This window comes from Pseudorhodoferax soli (genome assembly GCF_003337555.1).
In the GTDB taxonomy this organism is placed as follows: Bacteria; Pseudomonadota; Gammaproteobacteria; order Burkholderiales; family Burkholderiaceae_C; genus Pseudorhodoferax; species Pseudorhodoferax soli.
This window is the reverse complement of record NZ_QPJK01000006.1, coordinates 160,285-184,176: the sequence shown is the minus strand read 5'-3', so window position 1 is coordinate 184,176 and position 23,892 is coordinate 160,285. Positions and strand designations below refer to the sequence as shown.

General features: G+C 72.0%; 22 protein-coding genes and 3 pseudogenes. 20 read left to right on the top strand and 5 right to left on the bottom strand.

Annotated features, from left to right (window positions below; all coding sequences use genetic code 11):
- Positions 1-63: 63 nt before the first annotated feature.
- The 4 genes and pseudogenes from DES41_RS39855 to rrtA form a co-directional block, all read left to right on the top strand.
- Positions 64-1,407, top strand: a pseudogene (locus tag DES41_RS39855) (S8 family serine peptidase); the annotation flags it as partial.
- 219 nt (positions 1,408-1,626) lie between these two features.
- Entirely contained in the window at positions 1,627-2,523 is an 897-nt protein-coding gene (locus tag DES41_RS39850; protein ID WP_425466383.1) for a transporter substrate-binding domain-containing protein, read from the top strand.
- A gap of 67 nt (positions 2,524-2,590) precedes the next feature.
- Positions 2,591-3,496, top strand: a complete 906-nt coding sequence (locus DES41_RS21390; RefSeq protein ID WP_114469695.1) for a transporter substrate-binding domain-containing protein — start codon at positions 2,591-2,593, stop codon at positions 3,494-3,496.
- 24 nt (positions 3,497-3,520) lie between these two features.
- Positions 3,521-4,129, top strand: a complete 609-nt coding sequence (gene rrtA / locus DES41_RS21385; RefSeq protein ID WP_114469694.1) for a rhombosortase — start codon at positions 3,521-3,523, stop codon at positions 4,127-4,129.
- A 35-nt stretch (positions 4,130-4,164) separates the two neighbouring features.
- Here rrtA and DES41_RS21380 read toward each other — a convergent pair whose 3' ends face one another.
- A complete protein-coding gene (locus DES41_RS21380) occupies positions 4,165-5,544 on the bottom strand; it encodes a sigma-54-dependent transcriptional regulator (protein WP_114469693.1) in 1,380 nt (459 codons plus the stop codon).
- Positions 5,537-7,498, bottom strand: coding sequence for a sensor histidine kinase (locus tag DES41_RS21375; protein ID WP_114469692.1), 1,962 nt, complete (start codon positions 7,496-7,498; stop codon positions 5,537-5,539). The genes DES41_RS21380 and DES41_RS21375 overlap by 8 nt, the downstream gene beginning before the upstream one ends.
- Before the next feature lie 135 nt (positions 7,499-7,633).
- On the opposite strand from DES41_RS21375, the pseudogene DES41_RS39170 reads away from it, so the two are divergent.
- Positions 7,634-8,289 (top strand): annotated as a pseudogene (locus tag DES41_RS39170) (DUF3656 domain-containing protein); the annotation flags it as partial.
- Positions 8,290-8,355: 66 nt separating this feature from the next.
- On the opposite strand, the gene DES41_RS21365 reads toward DES41_RS39170, so the two are convergent.
- Positions 8,356-9,249, bottom strand: a complete 894-nt coding sequence (locus DES41_RS21365; protein WP_114469691.1) for a LysR family transcriptional regulator — start codon at positions 9,247-9,249, stop codon at positions 8,356-8,358.
- A gap of 104 nt (positions 9,250-9,353) precedes the next feature.
- Here DES41_RS21365 and DES41_RS21360 point away from each other — a divergent pair, with 104 nt between their 5' ends.
- The 4 genes and pseudogenes from DES41_RS21360 to DES41_RS39845 all read left to right on the top strand — a co-directional run bounded on the left by DES41_RS21360 (position 9,354) and on the right by DES41_RS39845 (position 11,010).
- On the top strand, positions 9,354-10,064 hold the full coding sequence (locus DES41_RS21360) for an SDR family NAD(P)-dependent oxidoreductase (RefSeq protein ID WP_114469690.1): 711 nt from the start codon (positions 9,354-9,356) through the stop codon (positions 10,062-10,064).
- 10 nt (positions 10,065-10,074) lie between these two features.
- The gene (locus tag DES41_RS21355; RefSeq protein ID WP_114469689.1) at positions 10,075-10,311 is read left to right on the top strand and encodes a tautomerase family protein; all 237 of its coding nucleotides are present in this window, start codon (positions 10,075-10,077) and stop codon (positions 10,309-10,311) included.
- A 65-nt stretch (positions 10,312-10,376) separates the two neighbouring features.
- Positions 10,377-10,601, top strand: coding sequence for a DUF3616 domain-containing protein (locus tag DES41_RS39165; protein ID WP_245965810.1), 225 nt, complete (start codon positions 10,377-10,379; stop codon positions 10,599-10,601).
- A pseudogene (locus DES41_RS39845) lies at positions 10,505-11,010 on the top strand (DUF3616 domain-containing protein). Before DES41_RS39165 ends, DES41_RS39845 begins: the two are co-directional and overlap by 97 nt.
- Before the next feature lie 11 nt (positions 11,011-11,021).
- On the opposite strand, the gene DES41_RS21345 reads toward DES41_RS39845, so the two are convergent.
- Positions 11,022-11,849 carry a class I SAM-dependent methyltransferase gene (locus tag DES41_RS21345; RefSeq protein WP_114469688.1) on the bottom strand — a complete coding sequence of 276 codons (828 nt, stop codon included), beginning with the start codon at positions 11,847-11,849 and terminating at the stop codon, positions 11,022-11,024.
- Between the two features lie 144 nt (positions 11,850-11,993).
- Positions 11,994-13,157, bottom strand: a complete 1,164-nt coding sequence (locus DES41_RS21340) for an MFS transporter (RefSeq protein ID WP_114469687.1) — start codon at positions 13,155-13,157, stop codon at positions 11,994-11,996.
- A gap of 162 nt (positions 13,158-13,319) precedes the next feature.
- On the opposite strand from DES41_RS21340, the gene DES41_RS21335 reads away from it, so the two are divergent.
- From DES41_RS21335 to DES41_RS38795, 11 genes are all read left to right on the top strand, one after another.
- A complete protein-coding gene (locus tag DES41_RS21335) occupies positions 13,320-14,099 on the top strand; it encodes an AraC family transcriptional regulator (protein WP_425466382.1) in 780 nt (259 codons plus the stop codon).
- 115 nt (positions 14,100-14,214) lie between these two features.
- Positions 14,215-15,348: a branched-chain amino acid ABC transporter substrate-binding protein gene (locus DES41_RS21330; protein ID WP_114469685.1), complete on the top strand. Its 1,134-nt coding sequence runs from the start codon at positions 14,215-14,217 to the stop codon at positions 15,346-15,348.
- A 22-nt stretch (positions 15,349-15,370) separates the two neighbouring features.
- Positions 15,371-16,306, top strand: coding sequence for a 4-hydroxyproline epimerase (locus tag DES41_RS21325; RefSeq protein ID WP_114469684.1), 936 nt, complete (start codon positions 15,371-15,373; stop codon positions 16,304-16,306).
- A gap of 10 nt (positions 16,307-16,316) precedes the next feature.
- Positions 16,317-17,420: an NAD(P)/FAD-dependent oxidoreductase gene (locus DES41_RS21320; protein WP_114469683.1), complete on the top strand. Its 1,104-nt coding sequence runs from the start codon at positions 16,317-16,319 to the stop codon at positions 17,418-17,420.
- Entirely contained in the window at positions 17,417-17,668 is a 252-nt protein-coding gene (locus DES41_RS21315; protein WP_114469682.1) for a (2Fe-2S)-binding protein, read from the top strand. Before DES41_RS21320 ends, DES41_RS21315 begins: the two co-directional genes overlap by 4 nt.
- Positions 17,665-18,951, top strand: coding sequence for an NAD(P)/FAD-dependent oxidoreductase (locus DES41_RS21310; protein ID WP_114469681.1), 1,287 nt, complete (start codon positions 17,665-17,667; stop codon positions 18,949-18,951). Before DES41_RS21315 ends, DES41_RS21310 begins: the two co-directional genes overlap by 4 nt.
- 85 nt (positions 18,952-19,036) lie before the next feature.
- Positions 19,037-19,606: an isochorismatase family protein gene (locus DES41_RS21305; protein ID WP_114469680.1), complete on the top strand. Its 570-nt coding sequence runs from the start codon at positions 19,037-19,039 to the stop codon at positions 19,604-19,606.
- Entirely contained in the window at positions 19,600-20,214 is a 615-nt protein-coding gene (locus tag DES41_RS21300) for a DJ-1/PfpI family protein (protein WP_114469679.1), read from the top strand. Before DES41_RS21305 ends, DES41_RS21300 begins: the two co-directional genes overlap by 7 nt.
- 50 nt (positions 20,215-20,264) lie before the next feature.
- A complete protein-coding gene (locus tag DES41_RS21295; RefSeq protein WP_114469678.1) occupies positions 20,265-21,269 on the top strand; it encodes a GlxA family transcriptional regulator in 1,005 nt (334 codons plus the stop codon).
- A 98-nt stretch (positions 21,270-21,367) separates the two neighbouring features.
- The gene (locus DES41_RS21290) at positions 21,368-22,381 is read left to right on the top strand and encodes an alpha/beta hydrolase (protein WP_114469677.1); all 1,014 of its coding nucleotides are present in this window, start codon (positions 21,368-21,370) and stop codon (positions 22,379-22,381) included.
- A gap of 16 nt (positions 22,382-22,397) precedes the next feature.
- A complete protein-coding gene (locus tag DES41_RS38795) occupies positions 22,398-23,882 on the top strand; it encodes a metallophosphoesterase (RefSeq protein WP_211333036.1) in 1,485 nt (494 codons plus the stop codon).
- The last annotated feature ends 10 nt before the right edge of the window (positions 23,883-23,892 follow it).

Genomic DNA, 23,892 nt, shown 5'->3' with positions numbered 1-23,892 from the left:
GCCGGTGCGCGTGGACAGCCTGCGCGCCGGCCGGAGCGGCCGATCTGTTCTTGCCTGCTGTCCATGCGATTTCTTTCCCCTCTTGCACTGCTGCTCACTGCCGCGAGCCTGGCCACCGCGCTGCCTGGCCACGCCCGGCCGGCCGCAGGTTTCATCGTCGAGCTGCACGAAGCGGCACCACCCGCCGCGGCGCGCGATGCCGACACGGCCCAGAGCGCCCAGCGCCGCGCCGCGCCGGGCAGCGACGCTGGCGCACCGCGCACGCATTTCGGCGGCTATGCGGTCGACCGCGAACGCTCGGGGCCGACGCGGCTGGTGCTGCGCGCCGAACGCCCGCTGGACAGCCAGGATGCCGAGCGCGAACGCGCCCGCCTGGCGGCCGACCCTGCCGTGCGCCATGTAGAGCCCAATGTGCGCATCCGGCTCGCCAGCGCCGTCACCGATCCCGAATTTCCCCGGCAATGGGAGTTGCAGCCCCCCTCGGCCGGCGCTGCAGCGGCCATCGACGCCGAGCGCGCCTGGGCCCGTGTGCCGGCCACGGACGTGGTCGTCGCCGTGGTCGACACCGGCGTGCTGCCCGGCCACCCCGAGCTGCAGGGCGCCCTGCTGCCGGGCTACGACTTCGTCTCCGCCGATCCCTACTTCGGCCTCGCCTACGCCAACGACGGCGACGGCCGCGATGCCGACCCTACCGACCCGGGCGACTGGGTCACGCCGGCCGAGGCGGCCCGCGTGAACGGTGCGTTCGCAGGCTGCGACGCGGCCGACAGCAGCTGGCACGGCACCTTCATCGCCGGCCAGCTGGGCGCACGCGCCGGCAACGGCATCGGCACCGCGGGCCTGCTGGGCGCGCGGCCACGCATCCTGCCGGTGCGGGCCGCTGGCAAGTGCGGCGCGCTGCTCAGCGACCTGCTCGACGCCGTGCGCTGGGCCGCCGGCCTGCCCGTCGCCGGCGTGCCCGCCAACCCACACCCGGCCCGCATCATCAACCTGAGCTTCGAGGGCGATGCGGCCTGCTCGCCGCTGTACCAGCGCGTGGTCGACGAGGTCGGTGCGCAGGGCGCGCTGATCGTGGCCGCGGCCGGCAACCGCCTGCCGGGTGAGAGCGGCGGCAGCGTCGGCCGGCCGGCCGACTGCCGCGGCGTGCTGGCCGTCGCGGCGGCGCAGCGCAACGGCCTGAAGGCCGACTACTCCAACTTCGGCCCGGCCGTGGGCCTGCTGGCCCCGGGCGGCACGGCGGCCGACGGCATCTGGTCGCTGTCCAACAGCGGCCGCACGGTGGCCGCGCAGCACATCCATGCCTACGGCGCCGGCACCAGCTTCGCGGCGCCGCTGGCGGCCGGCGTGGCCGCGCTCGCGCTGGCGGCCGATCCCGCCCTGGACCCGGCCGCTCTGCGTGCGCTGCTGCAGCAGCAGGCCCGCCCGCATGTGGCCGGCCATCCGGTCTGCGAGCCGGGCATGCCGGGCACCTGCTTTTGCACCACGCAGGCCTGCGGCGCCGGCCTGCTCGACGCGGGCATGGCGGTGGCCGCCGCGCAGGCGCCCGAGCAACCCCAATCGCAGGACGGCACATCCGGCGGCGGCGGCGCGGCCTCCTGGCCGCTGCTGGCGCTGCTGGCGCTCCTGCTGGGCAAGCGGCGCCGTTTGCTGGCGCCGGCCGCGGCCGCGCTGGCGCTGCTGTGTGGCGCGCCCACATCGGCCAGCGAGACGCTGCGCAAGATCCAGCAGACCGGCACCATCACGCTGGGCCACCGCCAGTCGTCCGTGCCCTTCTCCTACTACGACTCGCGCAAGCAGGTGGTCGGCTATGCGCACGACCTGTCCACGCTGGTCTCGCAGGCCATCCGGCATGAACTGCAGCTGCCCGCGCTGACCACCAAGCTGGTGCCGGTGACGGCGCAGAACCGCATCCCCATGGTGGTCAGCGGCAACGTCGACCTGGAATGCGGCTCCACCACGCACAACCTGGAACGCGCGCGCCAGGTGCTGTTCTCGACCTCGTTCTTCGTCATCAGCACGCGGCTCATGGTGCACCGGGACTCCGGCATCCACGACTTCAGGGACCTGGCCGGCAAGCGCGTGGTGGTGACCTCGGGCACGACCTCCGAGCGGCTGATCCGCACCTTCTCCGAATCCTCCGGGCTCAAGTTCCAGATCCTCACGGCACGCGAGCACGAGGAATCCTTCGGCACGCTGGAGCGCGGCCAGGCCGACGCCTTCATGATGGACGACGCCCTGCTCTACGGCGAGCGCGCCAAGGCCCAGCAGCCACTGGACTGGACCGTCGTCGGCCAGCCCATGACGCGCGAGGCCTACGGCTGCATGATGCGCAAGGACGACCTGCAGCTCAAGCGCATCGTCGACCAGGAGATCGCGCGGCTCATGCAAACGGGCGAGCTGCTGGCCCTGTACCGCAAGTGGTTCGAGCGGCCCATCACCACCAAGGGCCTGAACCTGAACTGGCCCCCGTCGCAGGACGTGCTGGAGCTGTTCGCCAACCCCAACGACAGGCCGCTGCAATGACCTGCCCCCCCGCACTCCCAGTTCTCTTCATCGGCGCGCCTGCGCGCCACCAACCCGCGAGGAAACCATGAAACTCTCCACCCTTTCCCTGGCCTGCACGCTACTGGCCGCCGTGGCCGGCGCCCAGGCCCAGACCACGGACACCCTGGCCAAGATCAAGAGCTCCGGCACCATCGTGCAGGGCGTGCGCGAATCCTCGGGCGCGCTGGCCTACACGCTGGGCACCGGCGTCTACACCGGCTTCCACTACGACGTCTGCAGCAACATCATCAGCGACGTGCGGCGCCAGCTGGGCCTGTCCGAACTGACCATCCAGTACCAGCCCGTGACCTCGGCCAACCGTATCCCGCTGCTCAAGAACGGCACGGTGGACATCGAGTGCGGTTCCACCACCAACGACGCCAACCGCGCCAAGGAAGTGGCGTTCGCCAACACGCTGTACGTGGAAGAGGTGCGCATCGCGGTGCGGGCCGACTCGCCGATCAAGTCCGTGGCCGATCTCAACGACAAGACCGTGGCCACCACCACCGGCACCACCTCGGTGCAGCTGCTGCGCCAGAACAAGCGCGCACAGGGCATGAACTTCCGCGAGCTCTCGGGCAAGGACCATTCCGACAGCTTCCTGCTGCTGGAATCGGGCCGCGCCGATGCCTTCGTGATGGACGGGCAGATCCTGGCCGGCAACATCGCGCGGTCCAAGAACCCCAAGGGCTACAAGCTGGTCGGCGAGCCGCTGTCGGTCGAGCCCATCGCCATCATGCTGCGCAAGGACGACCCGGCCTTCAAGAAGGCCGTGGACGCCAGCATTGCGCGCCAGGTGCAGGACGGCACCGTGGCCAAGCTCTACGACAAGTGGTTCATGCAGCCGATCCCGCCGACCAACACGGCGCTGAACATGCCGGCGTCCGCCGCCACGCGCGCCGCCTGGGCCAACCTGAACGACAAGCCCAAGGAAGCCTACGCCGTCGACTGACGCGCCCTGAGCCAGGTCCCGCCCATGCCAACCGCCCCTGCACGCGCCCCGCGGCGCACCCTCCTCACCGTGGCCGTGGCCGGCCTGCTGCTGGGCGCGCTGCAGGCCTTGCCCGAGGCCTGGCTGCAGGTGCTGCGCTACGAGCGCGGCGCCGTGCTGCAGGGCGAACTCTGGCGTCTGTGGACAGGCCACCTGGTCCACCTGGGCTGGACCCACTGGGCGCTCAACGCGCTCGGCCTGCTGGTCTGCGTGCTGCTGGCCGACGCGCCACCGGCGCCGCGCGTGCTGCTGCGCCAGGTGGCCGTGTTGGCGCTGGGCATCTCGCTGCTGTTCGTGCTGCTGCTGCCCGGGCTGGCCCACTATGTCGGCCTGTCAGGCGTGCTGTACGGGCTGTTCCTGCTGGCGCTGTGGCCAGGCGTGCGCCGGCTCGATCCGGTGAGCATCGCGGCGCTGTGCACCATCGCCGCCTGGCTCGGTGCCCAGCTGATCCGCGGGCCGGACCGGCACGAGGAAGCCCTGGTGGGCGGCAACATCATCGTGCAGGCCCATGTGTTCGGCCTGGCCTGCGCCGCGCTGATGCTGGCCGCGCCGCAGCGCCTGCGCAGCTGGCGCCACGACCGCGCGGGCTGCTGAAGCCCGCAACGGACCGGCGCTTCGTTCACACGCGCTCAACCTTCGCGCGGCTCCGCCGGTGCCACGCTGATGCCGTAACGGCGGATCTTGTCGTTCAGCGTGGTCTTGGCCACGCGCAGCGCACGCGCGCTGCGGGCCAGGCTGCCGTCGTTGCGCTGCAGCTCCTCGAGGATCAGCTTGCGCTCGTACTCCTCCACCGATTCGGCCAGCGAACGCGGCGACGCCAGCTCGCTGGAGGCGTATTGCAGCGTCGCGCCTAGCAGCGGCGTGGACACGCCCAGCGCGATGCAGTCGGCCAGGTTGCGCAACTCGCGCACGTTGCCGGGCCACGCGTAGCCGGCCAGCCGCTCGAGCAGGTCGGCGTTGACCGGCGGCACCGGCCGGCCGAAGCGGCTGGCGGCCAGCACGAAGAAGTGCGCGAGCAGCTCGGCGATGTCATCGGTGCGCCGGCGCAGCGGCGGCAGGTCGACAGTGACCACGTTGAGCCGGTAGTACAGGTCGAGCCGGAACTGGCCACTGCGCGCCTTCTCGACCAGGTTCTCCTTGGTCGCGGCGACCACGCGCACATCCACCGCGACGGAGGTGTTGGAACCCAGCCGCTCGAGCTTGCGCTCCTGCAGCACCCGCAGCAGCTTGACCTGCATGCCCATGGGCATGCTCTCCAGTTCGTCCAGGAACAGCGTGCCACCGCTGGCATGCTCGATCTTGCCGATGCGCCGCTTCTGCGCACCCGTGAAGGCGCCGGCCTCATGGCCGAACAGTTCGCTGTCCAGCAGGTTGTCGGGCATGCCGCCGCAGTTGAGCGCGACGAAGGGCCCGCTGCTGCGGCCCGAGAGTTCGTGCAGCGACTGCGCGACCAGTTCCTTGCCGGTGCCGGTCTCGCCGTGCACGAGCACGTCCACGGGCGAGGCGGCGATCTCGGCGATGAGCCGCCGCACGGCCTGCATGCCGGCCGATGAGCCCACCAGACGGCCCAGGCCATCGCTGCCCTTGCCCGCCGCGGGTGCCGGTGCAGACCGGGCCTGGCCGGCCTGCAGGGCCAGGCGCCGCTTGTCCAGCGCGCGCCGCACCGAATCGACCAGCTTCTCGGGCGAGAACGGCTTGGTGATGAAGTCGTAGGCCCCCTCGCGCATGGCATCGACGGCCAGGTTGATGTCGCCATGCCCGGTGATCATGATGCAGGGCAGCTCGGGATCGACGCTGCGCGCGTACTTCACCAGGCTGAGGCCGTCGCCCTGGGGCAGCCGCATGTCGGTGACGACCACGCCGCGGTAGCCCGGCGTGATGATGGGCAGCGCGGGCTCGGCCGCGTCCAGCGCCCGGGAGCGGATGCCCGCCAGGCTGAGCGCCTGGCGGCAGGCCAGTTGCATGTCGGGGTCGTCCTCGACCAGCAGCACGGTCATCTCGTCATTCATCTTGTTCTCCGTATGGGGGTGCGCAGGGCAGGTAGATGCTGAAGCAAGCGCCGGGCCCGTCGTGGTTCCAGGCCCGCAGCGCACCGCCGAAGTCCTGCACGATGTCGCGCGAGATCGTCAGGCCCAGGCCCAGCCCCTTTTGCTTGGTGGTGTAGAAGGGTTCGAACTGGTGCGAGGCGAAGTCCGGCGGCAGGCCGCAGCCGGTGTCTTCCACGTCGATGCGCAGGCCGTAGGCACGGCCATCGGCGGCCATCGCCTCGGCGGCCGCAGGCGCGCGCTCGGCCACCAGCGTGAGCTGCTTGGCGGGGGTCTCGGCCATCGCGTCGATGGCGTTGCCGATCAGGTTCACGAGCACCTGCTCGAGCCGGTGCGCATCGCACCAGGCCGGCAGTTGCTCGCCCGCGGTGCGGTTGTCCACCACCACGCCCAGGTGCGCCATCTGCGTCTGGTAGAGGAACAGCGCGTTGGCGATGCACTGGCCGACGTCGATGAAGCAGAGCGAGGGCTCGGTGCGCCGGGCGAAGCTGCGCAGCGGGTGGATGATGGTGCCCATGCGCTCGGTCAGCCGCGCGATGATCTCCAGGTTCTGCTGCACGCTCTCCAGGTCCTGGCGCTTGGCGAACTCCATGGCATTGCCGGCGAAGGTGCGCACGCCGCCCAGCGGCTGCGTGAGCTCGTGCGTGATGCCGGCGGCCATGCGGCCCAGCACCGCCATCTTGCCGGCATGCACCAGCTCGCCCTGGGTGGCGCGCAGCGTGGCCTCGGTCTGCTTGCGTTCGGCCACCTCCTTGACGAGCTGCGCATTGGCCAGCGTGAGCGCCGCGGTGCGCTCGCCGACCTTGTGCTCCAGCGAGAGGTTGGCCTGCTCCAGCAAGCGCTCGGACTCGCGCCGGTGGCGGTGGATGCGCCGGCGCTGCAACACGAACAGCACCAGCAGGATCAGGAAGGCGGCACCGGTCGCCGAGACGGCGCCGGCCAGCACCGCGTCGCGGCGCGCGCCGTCCACGTCGGTGAACAGCATCACGCGCCAGTCCATGCCGTTGATGCTGCGGCCCGAGACGATCTGCGCGATCTCCGGGAAGCCGAAGTAACGGTTGGTCCGCTGCAGGCTGCCGTAGATGGACAACGTCTCCGGGTTGACCTTGAGCTCCACATCCAGCGGGAAGCGCGGCAGCGGCATGCGGTTGTACATCCGGCTGAGCTGCAGGTCGACGCGGCGCTCGATCGGCAGATCCTGCAGCGTGGTGTAGGTCCAGGTGGGGTCGGACGACAGGATCACCACGCCGTTGGTGTCGGCCAGCAGCGCGGGCGCGCCCAGCATGTCCCAGATCTGGTTGATCGGGTCCAGGTTGATCATGATCACCGCCACGCCCACCACCTTGGCGCCGTCGCGGATGGGGTGCGAAACGAAGTACGCGGGCCGGTTGCCGACCAGGCTGATCGCGAAGTGCCGCCCGACGCGGCCGGACAGCGCCTCCTGGAAATAAGGGCGGAAGGAGAAGTCGTCCTCGGGCAGCGCGCCCAGGCCGGTGCGGGCACTGGAGGCGACGATGGCGCCGCGCTCGTCCAGCACGTAGATGGCGATGCCGCCCATGAAGGCGTTCAGGCGCTGCAGGTAGCGGTCGGCCCGCTCGCGCACCGCGGCCCGGCGCGGCGCATGGAACAGGCGCTGGATCTCCTCGCTGAGCTGCACCGTGGCCGGCACGTCCTCGAGCCGCTGGATCATGCCCTCCACGGCGGAAGAGAACAGTTCCAGCCGGTGGCGCACGTCGGCCTGCAGGTTGTGCACGCCGCGGCGCTCGAAACTCAGGTAGCCGAGCGCGCCGCTCAGGCACACGAAGGCCAGCGCCGCCAGCCAGGCTGCGCCCTTCCAGGCGGCACGGCGGATCGAGGAACGCAGCTGGGGATTCACCGGCCCTGCCCCGCGGCAGTCTTCAGCCCAGGGGCTTGTCATGTTTCACTGTTGCGTGATGCCGTGTGTGGTTCTGCCGCATGGCGGTCGCACAGGTGCAGCAAATCGTGTGCCCGATTCGGCACGCAAAGGCTGCAACTGGAACACAGGCGGCGTCCGCACGCTATTGGTGCACATACCGATATGCCGGCGTTGCGCCTGCTGCAGAGCGGCCGCACCACGTTCACGTTCACGCCCGACCCGGACCAGAACTTCGACCGCGCGTTCACCGACTACTTCGTCACCGGCCGCCAGGACGACATGGCGCCTTCGACACGCTGGTTAGAGATCGAGACCATGGATGCCGCCACCATGCTGCACAACGGCGACGGCCTGTGCTACTACGACCTGCACAAGGCGCCATGCGCACGAACCGGCGTGCGACGCTGAACGTGGCCTGGCCAGCCTGCGCGAGCACCTGGGCCGCTTCCGCGCCACCGACTTCGCGCCCAGCGACACCACGATCGACCTGGCCCAGCCCTGGTTCGTGCCGGCCTCGCTCGTCAACCAGCTGCGCCTCGAGGCCTGCGAACGGCTGCAGGCCGCGCGCCTGTCGGCCTACCAGCGCCCGCAGCGCGCCGCCGCGGCGGAGCCGCCCACGCCCTACCCCGAAGACACGCTGACCTACCTGGCCAATGTCTTCAACGACCAGGCAGAAGCTCACGCTGCGCTTTGACTGCAAGCCCTGCGAGATGCATGTGGTGGGCGAGATCAAGCGCGCCGTGCTGAACGAAGCCAAGGCGCAGCCGATGACCTTCTACAAGACGCGGCCGGACGCGAAAGCGGTCCACTGAGGGGTCCGTCAGCCGCTGCGGCTGGCATGGATCGACAAGGCCGATCACCGGCCGCTGGCGGCAAGCCTAGGCGCCGAACAGCGCCCGGCTCTCCTTGAAGGCATCGACGAGGTGCCGCATCACGGTGCGGATCGGACGCGCATGGCGGTCCTGGCCGCGGATGAGCAGCACCACCTCGCGCGCGGGCGGCAGCGGCGTCAGCGCGCAGGGCCGCAGCCCTGGCACCTGTCTGGCGATGTAGTGCGGCAGCAGCGCGATGCCTGCGCCAGCGCGCGCAGCCGTCGCTTGCAGGAGCTGGTTCTCCGCCCGGAAGGCGACCCGGGCACGCGGGAACTGCTGCGCCAGCCAGATGCCCTCCGGCATGTCTGAATGCTGCTCGTCGAAGCTGATGAAGACAGGCGGCAAGCCTGCTTCCACTTCTGCGCATCGTTCGTCGGTCCCGTAGAACCCGCAGGCCAGCTTCCCGACAGACTGCGCGATGAGGTCTCCGTCGTTCGGCCTGCCGATGCGCACCGCGATGTCCGCCTTGCGCCGGTCGAGGCTGACGGCGTGCAGGTCCGTCGCCAGGTCGATGTCCAGGCCGGGATGCGCCGAAGTCACACGGGCCAGCTGCGCGGCCAGGAAGGCATGCGCCAACGCCGGCGGTGCATTGATGCGCACCACACCGCGCACGTCGCCGTCGTCGGCGCCGTCCTTGCGCGTCAGCAGCTGCGCCGCCGCCTCCATGCCCGTCGCCGCCTCAAGCGCCCGCTCACCCGCGGCGGTGAGAAGGTAGCCTTCCGGCCTGCGTTCCACGAGCTTTTCGCCCATGCTGCCCTCGAGCGACTGGATGCGGCGCGCAATGGTCGCGTGGTTGACCTGCAGCGCCCGTGCAGCGGCCGACAGACTGCGGTAGCGCCCCAGCGCGAGGAACACGCGCACGTCCTGCCAGTCGACCTCTGTGCGTTTTCTCTCAGCCATTGTGCAAGGATAGCGGCTACCGCTTCCGGGGGTGCGTCCATACGCTATGGACTGCGTCGGGCAAGTCCGACGCAGTCCATTCAGACCATCTTCCAGGAGCTTCCATGCAGCAGCAAAAAGTCGCCATCGTCACCGGCGCATCGCAAGGCATCGGCGCCGGCATCGTGTCCGCCTACCGCAAGAACGGCTTCGCCGTCGTCGCGACCTCCCGCAGCATCCAGTCCGGCGCGGACGAGGGCGTGCTGGCCGTCGCGGGCGACATCCGCGAACGCGCGGTGGCCGAGCGTGTAGTCGCAGCGGCGCTGAAGCGCTTCGGCCGCATCGACACCCTCGTCAACAACGCCGGCATCTTCATTGGCAAGCCCTTCACCGAGTACACGGTCGACGACTTGCGCAACATGACCGAGGTGAACCTCGCCGGGTTCTTCCACATCACGCAGCTGGTCCTGCCGCACATGCTGCGCCAGCGCAGTGGCCACATCGTGCAGATCACGACGACCCTGGTTCACCAGGCCATCGCGGGTGCGCCAGCTGGCCTTGCGCTGCTGACCAAGGGCGGCCTGGATGCCGTGACGCGTGGCCTGGCCATCGAGTACGCGCAGACCGGCGTGCGGGTGAACTCGGTCGCGCCCGGAATCATCAAGACGCCGATGCATCCGGCCGAAACGCATGCGGTCCTCGCGGGCATGCATCCCATGGGCCGCATGGGCGAGGTTGCGGAGATCGCCGACGCCATCCTGTACCTGGAGAACGCAGCGTTCGTCACGGGCGAGACCATCAACGTCGACGGCGGCCAGCACGCCGGCCGCTGGTAAGGAGACGTCGATGCCTTACGTCAATATCAAGGTGACGCGCGAGGGCACCGCCCCCGGCGCCGACGCCACGACGCTGGAGCAAAAGCGCGCGCTCATCCAGGGCGTGTCCCAGCTACTGCACGATGTCATGGGCAAGCCGCACGACACGACCTTCGTGGTCATCGAGGAGATCGAACTCGAAAACTGGGGCGTGGGCGGCGTGACCACGCCGCAGTGGCGCGCCCGCCGCAAGGCGCAGCAGGGGTGAGCCTGTGCGCAGCCCCAGCGCCGGAGGCGGCATCCCAGACTCCCCTGCCTCGTTACACGACCGCCATGCCCAGCATCCGATCCGCCAACGCCGTCCGCCTGGAGTTTCCGCCCGGCGGCCTCGTGCATACCAACCTGTCCGGCACCGCGTGCACGGGTGAGTGGCTTTGGGTGGTCGGCGACGAGGGGCCGGCATCGAACGCAAGCGCCGGCTGGAACCGGTCGGCCAGGAGCGCCTGCGCTACGGCGGTGCCCGCGCATTTCCGCTGGCGACCCTGCTCGACCCGCTAGGTGCTGCCGATGAGGAAGCCAACCTGGAGAGCATGGCCGAGGTCGATGGCTGGCTCTGGGTCGCGGGTTCGCACAGCCTCAAATGCAAGACGCCAAGCCCGGCCGCGACCATGCCGAGAACGCCAGGCGGCTGGCCAAGGTGAGCCTGGATGGCAACCGCCGGCTGCTGGCCCGCCTGCCGATCGAGCCAGGCGAGGACGGCACGCCCACGCTGGTGCGCCAGACCCGCGAAGGCCGATGCGCGCTGCGGCTGGAAGGCAAGGCGCGCGCCGACCCGCTGACCCAACTGCTGGCCGACGATCCGCATTTCGCCGAGTACCTGAAGATTCCGGTGCTGTACGACGCACCGGGCAGTGAGCGCATGGACGGTGCGTTCACGGTGTTCGGCGACCTGCTGCAGCGCGGCTAGCCTGGTGAGGTTCAGCCCGCACGCGTCGCGCCGATCGACAGCGCCAAGGGCAGGCGCACATGCCCCGCCGGCAGCCGGAACAGTCGATCCGCCCCAGCCACCATGTCCGGGTACGGGCGCCATGGCAGGGCCTCATGCTCGCGCACGAAATCGATGCGCAGGCCGGCACCGACCAGTGCGTTCAGGATGTCCGACAGCGGGTGCACCCACTCGTAGGTGCGCGTGCTGGCGATGCGCTGACGCGATCCGTCGTAGCTCGTGGCCTCGTCGAACGCCAATGGCGCAGTGGCCTCCGTGCGGAAGTGCTGGCGCAGCACGAGGCCGCCGGCCGAGTCGGCCTCGAACTGGCAGACCTGGGGATGCGTGTCGGCAAAGTAGAGCTTGCCGCCGGGCGCCAAGACGGCCGCCACGGCGCGCGCCCACGCCGGCAGGTCGTCCAGCCAGCACACCGTTCCCCAGGTGGTGAACACGCGGTCGAAGCCGGTGCCCAGCAGCGCCGGTGCATCGTAGACCGAGCCTTCGACGAAGCGCGCCGGTAACCCGCAAAGCTGCCCCAATTGCCGGGCGTGGGCGATGGCGGCCGGCGAGAAGTCCAGTCCCACCACGCCGGCGCCCAGGCGGGCCAGAGACAGGCTGTCGGTGCCGATGTGGCACTGGAAGTGCGCCAGCCGCAGGCCCGCCACATCGCCCACCTCGGACGCCTCGATCGGCGTCAGCAAGTTGCCTCCGGCCAACAGCGTGTCGATGCCGTAGAACCCGGTTTCGTCGCGCACATGGATGTCCGCGCGCTCGTTCCAGTTGGCGAGGTTGGCGGCGAAGTAGTCGGTGGTGGAGGACATGGAAGGCGTGCCGGAGAAAAGGCGGCCGAGAGCGTACACCGGGGCGGCCGCTTGGCGGGGCAGCCCCGGTGCCGCCGCAGCCTAAATCCCGTCGCCATCGGGCATGCACGCTTGGCCGGACCGGGCGCTCGGCGGGTGCCTGCTTCAACAGCGCGCGGCCGTCGCCACCACGCTGCGCCGGTCGCGCAACCGCAGCGCCAGCGCCGTGCCCATGCACAGCACGCAGAGCGCCGCCACCAGGCTGGCACGCAGGCCCTGCGCATCCGACAACAGGCCCAGCAGTGGCGCCGCCATGCCGCCGACCGACAGCGCCAGGCCCAGCGTGATGCCGCTCGCCGTGGCCGGGTTGCGCGGCAGGTAATCCTGCGCCAGCGTCACCTGCGGCGCGAACGGCAGGAACATCGTCACGCCCAACACCAGCGCGCAGGGCCAGGCCCAGGCCGCCGACGGCGCGAGCACCAGGCCGGCCAAGGCCGGCAACGCGAGCACGTAGCCGATGCGGATGGGGCGCATGCGGCCCAGGCGGTCGCCGAGCCAGCCGCCCAGCAGCGTGCCGGCCGCACCGGCGGCCGTGAACGCCGTCAGCAGGCCGGCGCCCACCACGGGCGCAGCCCCCAGCTCGCGCGTGGCCAGCAGCGAGAGCATGGACATCACGGTCACGTAGGGAATGGACCAGCCCACCACCACCGCCGTCAGCAGCGCGAACGCGCGCCAGTCGTTGGCCGCGCCGTGCTGCACGCCGGCGCGCCGCGCGCTGGTAGCTGGGCGGGCATCGCGGCGCGTCGCGGCGAACCACAGCGCCAGCATGGCCAGCGCGGGCAGCGCGAGCAACCAGCTGCGGTGCAGCGCGCCGTTGCCGACCACGCCGGCCGCCAGCAGCGGCGCACAGGCCGAGCCGCAGCCGCCGCCGACCGAGAACACGCTCATGGCCTTCTGCGAGCCGCCGCCGGCCTGGCGTGCCGCCACGGTGGCGGGTGGGTGGTAGGCCGCGATGCCGAGCCCGCACAGCGCAGCCGCGCACCAGGTGGCGGCGTAGCTGCCGGCCAGGCCTGCCAGCACCAGCCCCAGCGCGGCGACGGCGAAGCCCAGCGGCACCAGCCAGGGACGCGGCGCCCGGTCGGCATAAATGCCGAACAGCGGCTGCACCACGCTGGACAGGCCGGTGGCCGCCAGCACCAGGCCGCTGGCCGCCGTGTAGCTGTAGCCGCGCTCGGCCACCATGAAGGGCAGCAGCGCGGGCACCAGGCCCTGGTAGAGGTCGTTGACCGCGTGGGTGCCGGTCAGCAGGCCGAGCCGCGCGCGGTTCATGGATTTGCTCCGGCGCTGGCGCGGGGGGATCTCGAATGCATGGATGTCCTCGAAGTGGATTGCAGGGGGAAGGCCATGCTAGGAAGCCGGCGCGTGTGCATCGCACGACGAATGGGCAGGTATCGTCGCGCAATGGACAATCGCAGCGTGCCTTCCGCTTCCATCGACCACGCCGCGGCGCTGCGGCCCATCCACGGCGAGCAGACGCCCCGCCCCGTCGTCGCCCATGCGCAGGACATGGCCATGGACGCCGAGATCGCGGCGCACAGCCACCGGCGCGGCCAGCTGCTGCACGCCACCGAAGGCGTGATGCTGGTGCGCGCGGCGGCGGGCAGCTGGGTCGTGCCGCCGGGCTGCGCGGTCTGGGTGCCGCCGCGCGTCGTGCACCAGATCCGCATGGGGCCCAGTGACGTGGCCATGCGCACGGTGTTCGTGGAACCCGGCACGCGCGCCGGCCTGTGGCCGAACTGCCAGGTCATCGCGGTCGTGCCGCTGCTGCGCGAACTCATCGTGCGCGCCGTCGCGCTGCCGCTGGACTACCCGACCGGCGGCCGCGAGGAGCGCCTCATGCAGCTGATCCTCGACGAGATCGAGGCCGCGCCGCCGCTGGCGCTGCATGTGCCCCTGCCGCGCCATGCCCGGCTCGCGCGGCTGTGCCGCAAGCTGATCGCCGATCCGTCGGCCGAGGCTTCGCTGGCCGGCTGGGCGGCGCAGCTGCACATGCACCCGCGCACGCTGGCGCGGCTGTTCCTCACCGAGACCGGCATGAACTTCGGTGCCTGGTGCCGCCACGCGCGGCTGTTGCTGAGCCTGCCGCGGCTGGCGGCCGGCGACTCGGTGCTCGCGGTCGCGCTGGCCCATGGCTACGACAGCCCCAGCGCATTCAGCGCCACCTTCCGCCGCGCGTTCGGCGCGCCGCCCAGCAGCTACCTGCGGCGTTGAGGCGGCGCTGCATACCCCTCCTGGCAAACCCGCAGCTGCGTACACCGCAGTACGATGGCACCGGCCCGGGGCACATGCCCTGGCGCCTCCCCAGCACACCGAAGGAGACCACCGCATGCCGTTCGCCATCCATCCCACCACCGTGCTCGCACTTGCCGGCCTGGCCCTGGCCAGCAACGCGCTGGCCCAGGAGCAGGTCGTCAAGATCGGCCACAGCGGCCCGCTGTCCGGCCCCAACGCCTACGCCGGCAAGGACAACGAGAACGGCGTGCGCTTGGCCATCGAGGACCTCAACGCAAAGAAGCTCACGGCGGGCGGCAAGACGCTGAAGTTCGAGCTGGTGTCCGAGGACGACCAGTGCGACCCTAAGCAGGGCGTGAGCGTCGCGCAGAAGTTGGTCGACAGCAATGTCAAGTTCGTGCTCGGGCCGTACTGCTCGGGCGTGGCGATCCCGGCCTCGCGCGTGTACGACGGCGGCGACGTGGTGATGTCCACCGTGGGCACCAACCCCAAGGTCACGCAGGGCGGCTACAAGAACCTGTTCCGCATCATCGCCAGCGACAACCAGATCGGCTCGTCCATGGCGGTCTACGCAGCGCAGGTGCTCAAGGTCAAGAAGGTCGGCGTGATCGACGACCGCACCGCCTTCGGCCAGGGCCTGGCCGACGAGTTCGTCAAGGAGGCCGAGAAGCAGGGCCTCACCGTGGTCGGCAAGGAGTTCACGACCGACAAGGCGACGGACTTCTCGGCCATCCTGACCAACCTCAAGGGCAAGCAGCCCGACGTGGTCTTCTTCGGCGGCTATGCGCCCCAGGCCGCGCCGATGACGGCGCAGATGAAGCGGCTGGCGCTGAACGCCAAGCTGCTGGGCGGCGACACGCTGTGCAGCCCCGAGATGGGCAAGCTCGGCGGCGATGCGGTCAACGACACGGTGTTCTGCGCCCAGGCCGGCGCGATGGTCAAGGACGGCAGCCCGGCCGCGGCCTTCCGCACCAAGTACAAGGCCCGCTTCAACCAGGACGCCGACGCCTACGCGCCGGCCTACTACGACCAGACCATGTTCCTGGGTGAAGCCATGGCCAAGGCCGGCAGCACCGACCCGGCCAAGGTGTCCGACTACCTGCACAAGAACAGCTTCCAGGGCGTGGCCGCCAGCTACGCCTACGACGCGCAGGGCAACCTGCAGAAGGCGCCCGTGACGGTGTCGACCTTCAAGGGCGGAAAGATGTCGCCCTTGGCAAGCTACTGACCGGCAACCGAAGGCAAGGCCCATGCACCGCATCCAAGTCATCGACTCCCATACCGGCGGCGAACCCACCCGCGTGGTGCTGGCCGGCTTTCCGGACCTGGGCCGCGGCAGCATGGCCGAGCGGCGCGCGCTGCTGGCGGCAGAGCACGACCGCTGGCGCGCCGCCACCGTGCTGGAGCCGCGCGGCAGCGACGTGGTGGTGGGTGCGCTGCTGTGCGCGCCGCAAGACCCCCAAGCCGCGGCCGGCGTGGTGTTCTTCAACAACACGGGCTACCTGGGCATGTGCGGCCACGGCACCATCGGCCTGGTGGCCACGCTGGCGCACCTGGGCCGCATCCAGGCCGGCGCCCACCGCATCGAGACGCCCGTGGGCACGGTCACGGCCACGCTGCATGCAGACGGCAGCGTCAGCGTGCGCAACGTGCCGGCCTACCGGCTGCACAAGCAGGTAGCGGTCGAGTTGCCGGGCCACGGCACCGTGCGTGGCGACGTGGCCTGGGGCGGCAACTGGTTCTTCCTGGTGGCCGAGCACGGCCAGCGCGTGGACGGCGGCAACCTGGCCGCGCTGACGGCCTACACGGCGGCACTGCGCCAGGCGCTGGCGGCCCAGGGCATCACGGGCGCCGACGGCGCTGAGATCGACCACATCGAGCTGTTCGCCGACGATCCCGAGGCCGACAGCCGCAACTTCGTGCTGTGTCCCGGCAACGCCTACGACCGCTCGCCCTGCGGCACAGGCACCAGCGCCAAGGTGGCCTGCCTGGCCGCGGACGGCAAGCTCGCGCCCGGCCAGGTCTGGCACCAGGCCAGCGTGATCGGCAGCCGCTTCGAGGCCAGCTACGAGCCCAGCGAGGCGGGCCAGGTCATCCCGACCATCCGCGGCCGCGCCCACCTGAGCGCCGAAGCCGTGCTGCTGATCGAGGACGACGACCCGTTCGGCTGGGGAATTCGCCTCTGAGGCGCGGGCCGTGGACGCCGACTGCATCGTGATCGGCGCCGGCATCGTCGGTGCCGCCTGCGCCCGCGCGCTGGCTGCCGCGGGGCTGGACGTGCTGGTGCTCGACGACGGCCAGCCCGGTGCCACGGCGGCGGGCATGGGCCACCTGGTCGCCATGGACGACAACCCGGCCGAACTCGCGCTCAGCATCGCCTCGCTCGCGCAGTGGCGCGACTGGTCGCCCCGGCTGCCTCTGGCCTGCGAGGCGCGCGCCTGCGGCACGCTGTGGATCGCCGCCGATGCCGATGAAGCGGCCGAGGCCGAACGCAAACAGGCCCGCCTGGCCGCTGCCGGCGTCGCCAGCCGCTGGCTCGACGCCCAGGCGCTGCGCACGGCCGAACCCGCGCTGCGGCCCGGCCTGCTCGGCGCCCTGCAGGTGCCCGGCGACGGCCTGGTCTACGCGCCCGCCGCGGCCGCCTGGCTGCTGCGCGAGGCCGGCCCGCGCCTGCGCCGCGAACAGGCCCGCGCCATCGCACTGGAGGGCGACGCCGTGCAGCTGGCCGATGGCAGCCAGCGCCGTGCCCCGCACCGGCTGCTGGCGTGCGGCCTGCACGCGGCCACGCTGTGCGCGGACATTGCGCTGCGGCCCAAGAAGGGCCACCTGCTCATCACCGACCGCTACCCCGGCACCGTGCGGCACCAGCTGGTGGAGCTCGGCTACGTCAAGAGCGCCCACCATGCCGAGGGCGATTCGGTGGCCTTCAACGTGCAGGCGCGGCCCACGGGCCAGCTCCTGGTCGGCTCCTCCCGCCAGTTCGACACCGTCGATCCTGCGGTGGAGCCGTCCATGCTCGCGCGCATGCTGCGCCGTGCGATCCACTACCTGCCGGGCCTTGCGGACCTCAACGCCATCCGCAGCTGGACCGGCCTGCGCGCGGCCAGCGCCGACGGCCTGCCCTTGCTGGGCGCACACCCGCGCCACGCCGGCCTGTGGCTGGCCCTGGGCCACGAAGGCCTGGGCGTGACCACGGCGCCGGCCAGTGCGGCGCTGCTGGCCGCGCTGGTCACGGGTGCGGCGCCACCGCTCGACCCCCTGCCCTACGCCCCCGCGCGGCTGCTCGGAGCCGCGGCATGACGGCGCGCATCGCGCTCGTGGTGGATGGCCAGCCGGTCGAGGTGCCGGCCGGCATCTCGGTCGCCGCGGCGCTGCGCCACGCCGGCAGCGGCGCCACGCGGCGCAGCGTGGGCGGGGCGCTCCGCGCGCCGGTCTGCGGCATGGGTGTGTGCCAGGAATGCCGCGTCGCCATCGACGGCCGGCGCCAGCTGGCCTGCCAGACCGTGGTGGCCGCCGGCATGCGGATCGCCACGGGCACCGCGCCATGAAGCGCGTGGATTGCGATGTGGCCATCGTCGGGGCCGGCCCGGCCGGGCTCGCAGCGGCCGATGCCGCGGCCGCCAGCGGCGCGCGCACCGTGCTGCTCGACGACAACCCGGCACCCGGCGGCCAGATCTGGCGCGATGGGCCCGGCGTGCACCTGCCGGCCATGGCGCGCCAGCTGCGGGCGCGTGTGCTGGGCCACGCCGCGCTGCGCCTGCACACCGGCGTGCGCGTGGTGGCCGCGACGGCCGCCGACGAGCTGCTGCTCGAGGACGCGGACCAGGCCTGGCAGCTGCGCTGGGGCACGCTCGTGCTGGCCACGGGTGCGCGCGAACTGCTGCTGCCTTTCCCGGGCTGGACCCTGCCCGGCGTGACCGGCGCAGGCGGCCTGCAGGCTTTGGTCAAGGCCGGCATGCCGGTGGCCGGCGAGCGCATCGTCGTCGCCGGCAGCGGGCCGCTGCTGCTGGCCGCGGCGGCCACGGCGCGCCAGGCCGGCGCCCAGGTGCTGCGCGTGGCCGAGCAGGCGGCATGGCCGGCACTGGCCCGCTTCGCGCTGGGCCTGCCGCGCTGGCCCGGCAAGGCCTGGCAGGCGCTGGCGTTGCGCGGCGCCGGCTACCGCGCAGGCCTGCATGTGGCGCAGGCGCTGGGCGACGGCGCGCTGCGCGCCGTGCGCTTGCAAGGCCCGCGCGGCCACGGCGAGGAGATCGCCTGCGACCGCCTGGCCTGCGGCTTCGGCCTTGTGCCCAACACCGAGCTCGGCCGCCTGCTGGGCTGCGCCACGGTCGAACGCCACGGGCTGCCTGCCCTGGCGGTGGACGACTGGCAGGCCACGAGCCGGCCACGCATCCACGCGGCCGGCGAGTGCACGGGCGTGGGCGGCAGCGACCGCGCGCTCGTCCAGGGCGCCATCGCCGGCCATGCCGCGGTCGGGCAGAACCGGCAGGCGCAAACGCTGCGCCCCGTGCTCGCGCACTGGGACCGTTTCGCCGAGCGGCTGCACCAGGGCTTTGCGCTCGGCGCGCCGCTGCGCCAGCTGGCCACGCCCGAGACGCTGCTGTGCCGCTGCGAGGACGTGCCGCTGTCCGCGCTGGCCGGCTGCGCCGACTGGACCGAAGCCAAGCTGCAAACGCGCTGCGGCATGGGCGCGTGCCAGGGCCGCGTCTGCGGCGCGGCGGCGCGCGTGCTGTTCGGCTGGGCGCCGCCGGCCCCGCGCCCGCCGCTCGTGCCGGTGCGCACCGGCACGCTGGCCGCCCTCGATGGCAGCGGCAGCGATGGCATGATGTCCTGATCTGATCGAAACTGGTCCGCGGCGCCATGGCGCAGGCCGTCTTCACCGGGAAGAATGCGCCACTCCCATCGCCACAGAGCACACCATGAAGACCTGTCTGATTCTGATCGACGCCCAGGATTCGTTCCGCCACCGCCCGTTCTTCGACCCGGCCACGCTGGCGCCCTGGCTCGCCGCGCAGAACGCGCTGATCGCCGCCTGCCAGCAGCGCGGCGTGCCCATCGTGCGCGTGCTGCATGTGGCCGGCCCGCAGACGGCCGAGAACCCCTTCGCGCTGGCCTCCGGCCATGTGCGGCCCATCGAGGGCCTGGCCGAGTTCACGCCGGCCGCCAGCTTCCACAAGAGCCGCCACAGCGCGCTGGTGGGCACGGGCCTGGATGTCTGGCTGACGCAGCAGGGCGTCGCCCGGCTGCTCGTGAGCGGCATCCGCACCGAGCAGTGCTGCGAAACCACGGCGCGCCATGCGTCCGACCTGGGCTGGGCCGTCGATTTCTGCGCCGACGCGACGCTGACCTGGGACATGCGCAACGCCGACGGCTCCGTGCTGGCGGCAGCCGACATCCGCACGCGCACCGCGACGGTCCTGCAAGACCGCTTCGCGCAGGTCGTCGGCGTCGACGAAGCCATCACCCGGCTGGAGGCCCCGGCATGCTGAACGTCGGCATCCTCGTCTTCGACGAGGTCGAGGCGCTGGACTTCGCCGGCCCCTACGAGGTGTTCACCACGGCCGTGCGCATGCATGCGCGGCTGCACCCGGGCCAGCCGGCCCCGTTCGCGGTGCGCTGCATCGCACGCGACCTGGCGCCGGTGCGTGCCCGTGCCGGCCTGCGCGTGCTGCCCGACGCGGATTTCGCCAGCGCCCCGGCCAGCGACCTCCTGGTAGTGCCCGGCGGCGTGGTCGACAGCGCGTTGGCCTGCCCCGCCACCGTGGCCTGGATCGCGCACACCGCAGCAAGCGCCGGCACCGTGGCCTCGGTCTGCACGGGCGCTTTCCTGCTGGCCCAGGCCGGCCTGCTGGACGGCGCAGGCCCCGTCACCACGCACTGGGAAGACCTGGACGACCTGCGCCGCGCCTTCCCTGCCCTGCAGGTACAGGGCGGCCCGCGCTGGGTCGCGCACGACCCGGGCGGCCGGCTGTGGACCAGCGCCGGCATCAGCGCCGGCCTCGATCTGAGCCTGCACCTGGTCGCCCGGCTGGCCAGCCAGGCCCTGGCCGAGCGCACGGCGCGCCAGCTGGACTACGCCTGGCAGCAGGCACCGTGAGCACCGCCCGGCCGCCGGCAGGCGCCCGCACCGCAGGGGATGCCGCGGGCATGGCATCGGCAGGGCCGCCGCCCATCCACGTCGTCTTCGCGCTGCTGCCGGGCAGCCTGATCCTGGACTGGGCCGGCCCGGCCGAGGCGCTGCGCATCGCCAACCAGTGCCTGCGCGCCCAGGGCCTGGCCGAGCGCTTCCTGCTGCGCTTCGCCGGTCCGCAGGCCGAGACCGTGTCCTCGGTCGGCGCGCACATCGCCGGCCTGCTGCCGTTGGCGCAGGCGCTGCCGGCCGATCCCGCGGCCAGCACCTGGCTGGTGCTCGTCGGCATGCCGGGCCGGTGCATCGCCGTCGACAACGCGCCGACCCGCGCACTGCTGCACTGGCTGCGCGGCCTGCGCCTGGCCAGCGGCCGGCTCGAGCTGCTCACGGTCTGCGCCGGCACGCTGCTGGCCGCCCACGCCGGCCTGCTGCCCGGCCGCCGCGTGACCACGCACCACCACCACCTGGACGAACTGCGTGAAGTGGAGCCGGCCTGCGAGGTGGTGGACAACCGCGTCTTCGTCGAGGATGCGCCGGTCTGGAGCAGCGCCGGCGTGACCACCGGCATCGACCTCGTGCTGCACCGCATCGCCGACGCCTGCGGCGAGGCCATCGCCGCCCAGGTGGCCCAGGCCATGGTGGTGGCGCTGCGGCGCGGCCCGCACGACCCCGAACTCTCTCCGCTGCTGGCGCACCGCAGCCACCTGCACCCGGCGCTGCACCGCGTGCAGGACGCCGTGAGCGGCGCGCCGCAGGCCGACTGGAGCGTGCCGCGCATGGCGGCCGTGGCCCATGTCTCGCCGCGCCACCTCACGCGGCTGTTCATGCAGCACGCCCAGGTGGCGCCGCTGGACTACCTGCGCCGCATCCGGCTGGCCGTGGCGCAGCGCGCCCTGCAGAACGGGCAGGAGGTGCAGCGCGCGGCCGAGCTGGCCGGCTTCGCCTCGGACACCCAGCTGCGCCGCGCCTGGCACCGCTTCGACCTGCCGGACACACCGTCGACACTGCGCGCGGCCCGCTGAAACCCAAGTTTCAGGCAGCTTTCAGACGCGTTTCAGGACTTTCGGGCGGGTTTTCCCGACAGTAGCGGCCTGCCCGATCTTCACCGAAGCACCGCGCCATGAACCTCTCCGATTTCGCCCCTCCCCTGGCCACCCTGGCGCTGTTCGCGCTGCTGGGCCTGGCCTATGCGCTGGCCTGCGCCTGCATCGCCCACCGCTTCACCCGGGTGCGCGCCGACCGCCGCTCGCCGCACCAGAGCCACCCCCAGCTGAAGGAGCACGCCGTGCAGTTCGCCGCACGCGACGGCCGCGCCCGGATCGACGCCTGGTACCTGCCGGCCGAACCGCGCCAGGGCGCCGTCATCCTGGTGCACGGCAAGGACGCCTGCCGCGGCGAACAGGGCAAGGCCCCTTCGCTGGCGCTGGCGGAACGGCTGCGCGATGTCGGCATGTCGGTGTTGCTGATCGACCTGCGCGGCCATGGCGGCAGCAGCCCGGCGCGCCTGAGCTACGGCTGGCACGAGCGCCACGACGTGCTGGGCGCGGTGGACTTCCTGCGGGCCCGAGGCTATGCACCCGGCCGCATCGGCGTGCTGGGCGTGTCGCTGGGCGCCGGCACCGCCGCCCTGGCCGCCGCCGAGGAGCCCGCCATCGGCGCGCTGGTGCTGGACAGCGCCTTCGCCAGCTTCGAGCAGATGCTGGGCCGCCAGTTCTCGCGCCTCTCGCGGCTGCCGGGCTGGTTCCTGCCCGGCACGCTGGCCGCCGGCCGGCTGCTGCTGGGCGTGGACGTGCGCCGCGTGCAGCCGCTGTCGTGCATGCCGCGCCTGCGCGGCCGGCCCGTGCTGGTGATCCACAGCCAGGGCGACCGCTTCGTGCCCGCCACCGACGCCCATGCGCTGGCCACGGCCTGCGGCGGAGAATGCTGGCGCACCGACAGCGAGGGGCACAGCGGCTCGTACCGCGCGCTGCCGCTGGCCTACGAGATCCGCGTGGCCAGCTTCTTCGCGCGCCACCTGGACGTGCTGCCACCGCGGCACCATGTCAGCGCCCATCTGCCTGCCGCGGATGCCCCGGCCCAGTCGCCGCGCCAGGTGCCACGCCAGGCGCCGCGGTATGCCGCACAGCCCGCCTAGACAAGAAGAGCATCCCATGCCCGCCCTGCGCTACCTCTGCCTCTCCGACCTGCACCTGGGTGCGGCCTACAGCTGCCTCGTCGGCACCGACGCGCGCGGCCAGCCCGACCCCACGCGCTGCAGCGACACGCTGGCCGCGTTCGGTGCCGCAATGCGCCAGCTGCTGCAGCGCCTGGTGCCGCCTGGCGCAGAACGCCCCACCCTGGTCCTGCTCGGCGATGTGCTGGACATGGGCCTGTCGCCCATGGGGGCCGTGGCGCAATCCTTTGCACAGTTCGCGCGCGAGGCGCTGGTGGATGCCGGAGGCGAGCCGCTGTTCGCCCCGCGCGTGCTGTGCGTGCCCGGCAACCACGACCACCACCTGTGGCGCGCCGCGCAGGACCAGCAGTTCCAGGCCGCGCTGGACACCGGCCGCATCCCGCGCGACCTGCTGCAGCACACCGCGCTGTACGACCAGCCCGACGCGCCGCTGCCACCCTCGCCGCTGCTCACGCGGCTGCTGCGCAGCGTGCCGGGCCTGGCCGGCATGCGCTGCGACATCGCCTACCCCAACCTCGCGCTGCTCGACACCGGCGGCACGCGCTGCCGCGTGCTGCACCACGGCCACTACGTGGACCCGATGTACCGCATGGTCTCCACGCTCAACGCCCAGCTGCCCGGCCTGGCCCGCACGCCCCGCCCGGCCGATTCGCTGACGGTGGCGCAGCTGGAGGCCGAAAACGGTGCCTGGGTCGACTTCCTGTGGTCGGACCTGGGCAGCGCCGGCTCCACCGGGCACACCGCCATGCGGCTGTACGACATCATGCGCGACGGCGGCGCCTCGCACAGCTTCTCGCGCAAGCTCGCCACCAAGCTCGTGGCCTGGATCGGCAAGACCTTCGAGACCAGCGGCCGTGCGGCCGTGGTGCAGGGCATCACGCTGGACCAGCTGGTGCTGGGCGCGGTGGACGCCACGCTGGGCCAGGTGGCGCAGTCGCAGCGCGCCAGCTACGCCCAGACCATGAGCGCCGCCGACACGGCCGACCTGGCCTGGTACATCGGCGGCCCGACCCGCCGCCAGCTGCGCCGCAGCGGCATCCTGCATCCCGAGAAGCTGGACCTGGGCTTCGTCTTCGGCCACACCCACAAGCCCTTCGAGGACAGCCTGCCCGTGGCCGGCTTCGAGCGCCCCGTGGCCGTGTTCAACACCGGCGGCTGGGTGATGGACCAGCCCACGCTGACACCCACGCAGGGCGCCTCCATGGTGCTGCTGGATGCCGAGCTCAACATGGCCGCGCTGCGCCTGTTCAACGACCCGGTCAACGGCCGCATGGCGCCCGTGCGCGCGGCCGGCGTGGGCGATTTCAGCGACGCGGCCAACCCCATGCTGGCCGCACTCGGCGAGGCACTGGCCCAGACCGCCGGCGCCTGGCAGCAGTTCTCGGGCTGCGCCCAGCAGGCGCTGGAGCAGCGCGCGCGCCAACTGCTCGACGACTTCTTCGACACGGCCGAAGCGGCATGAACGAACTGCA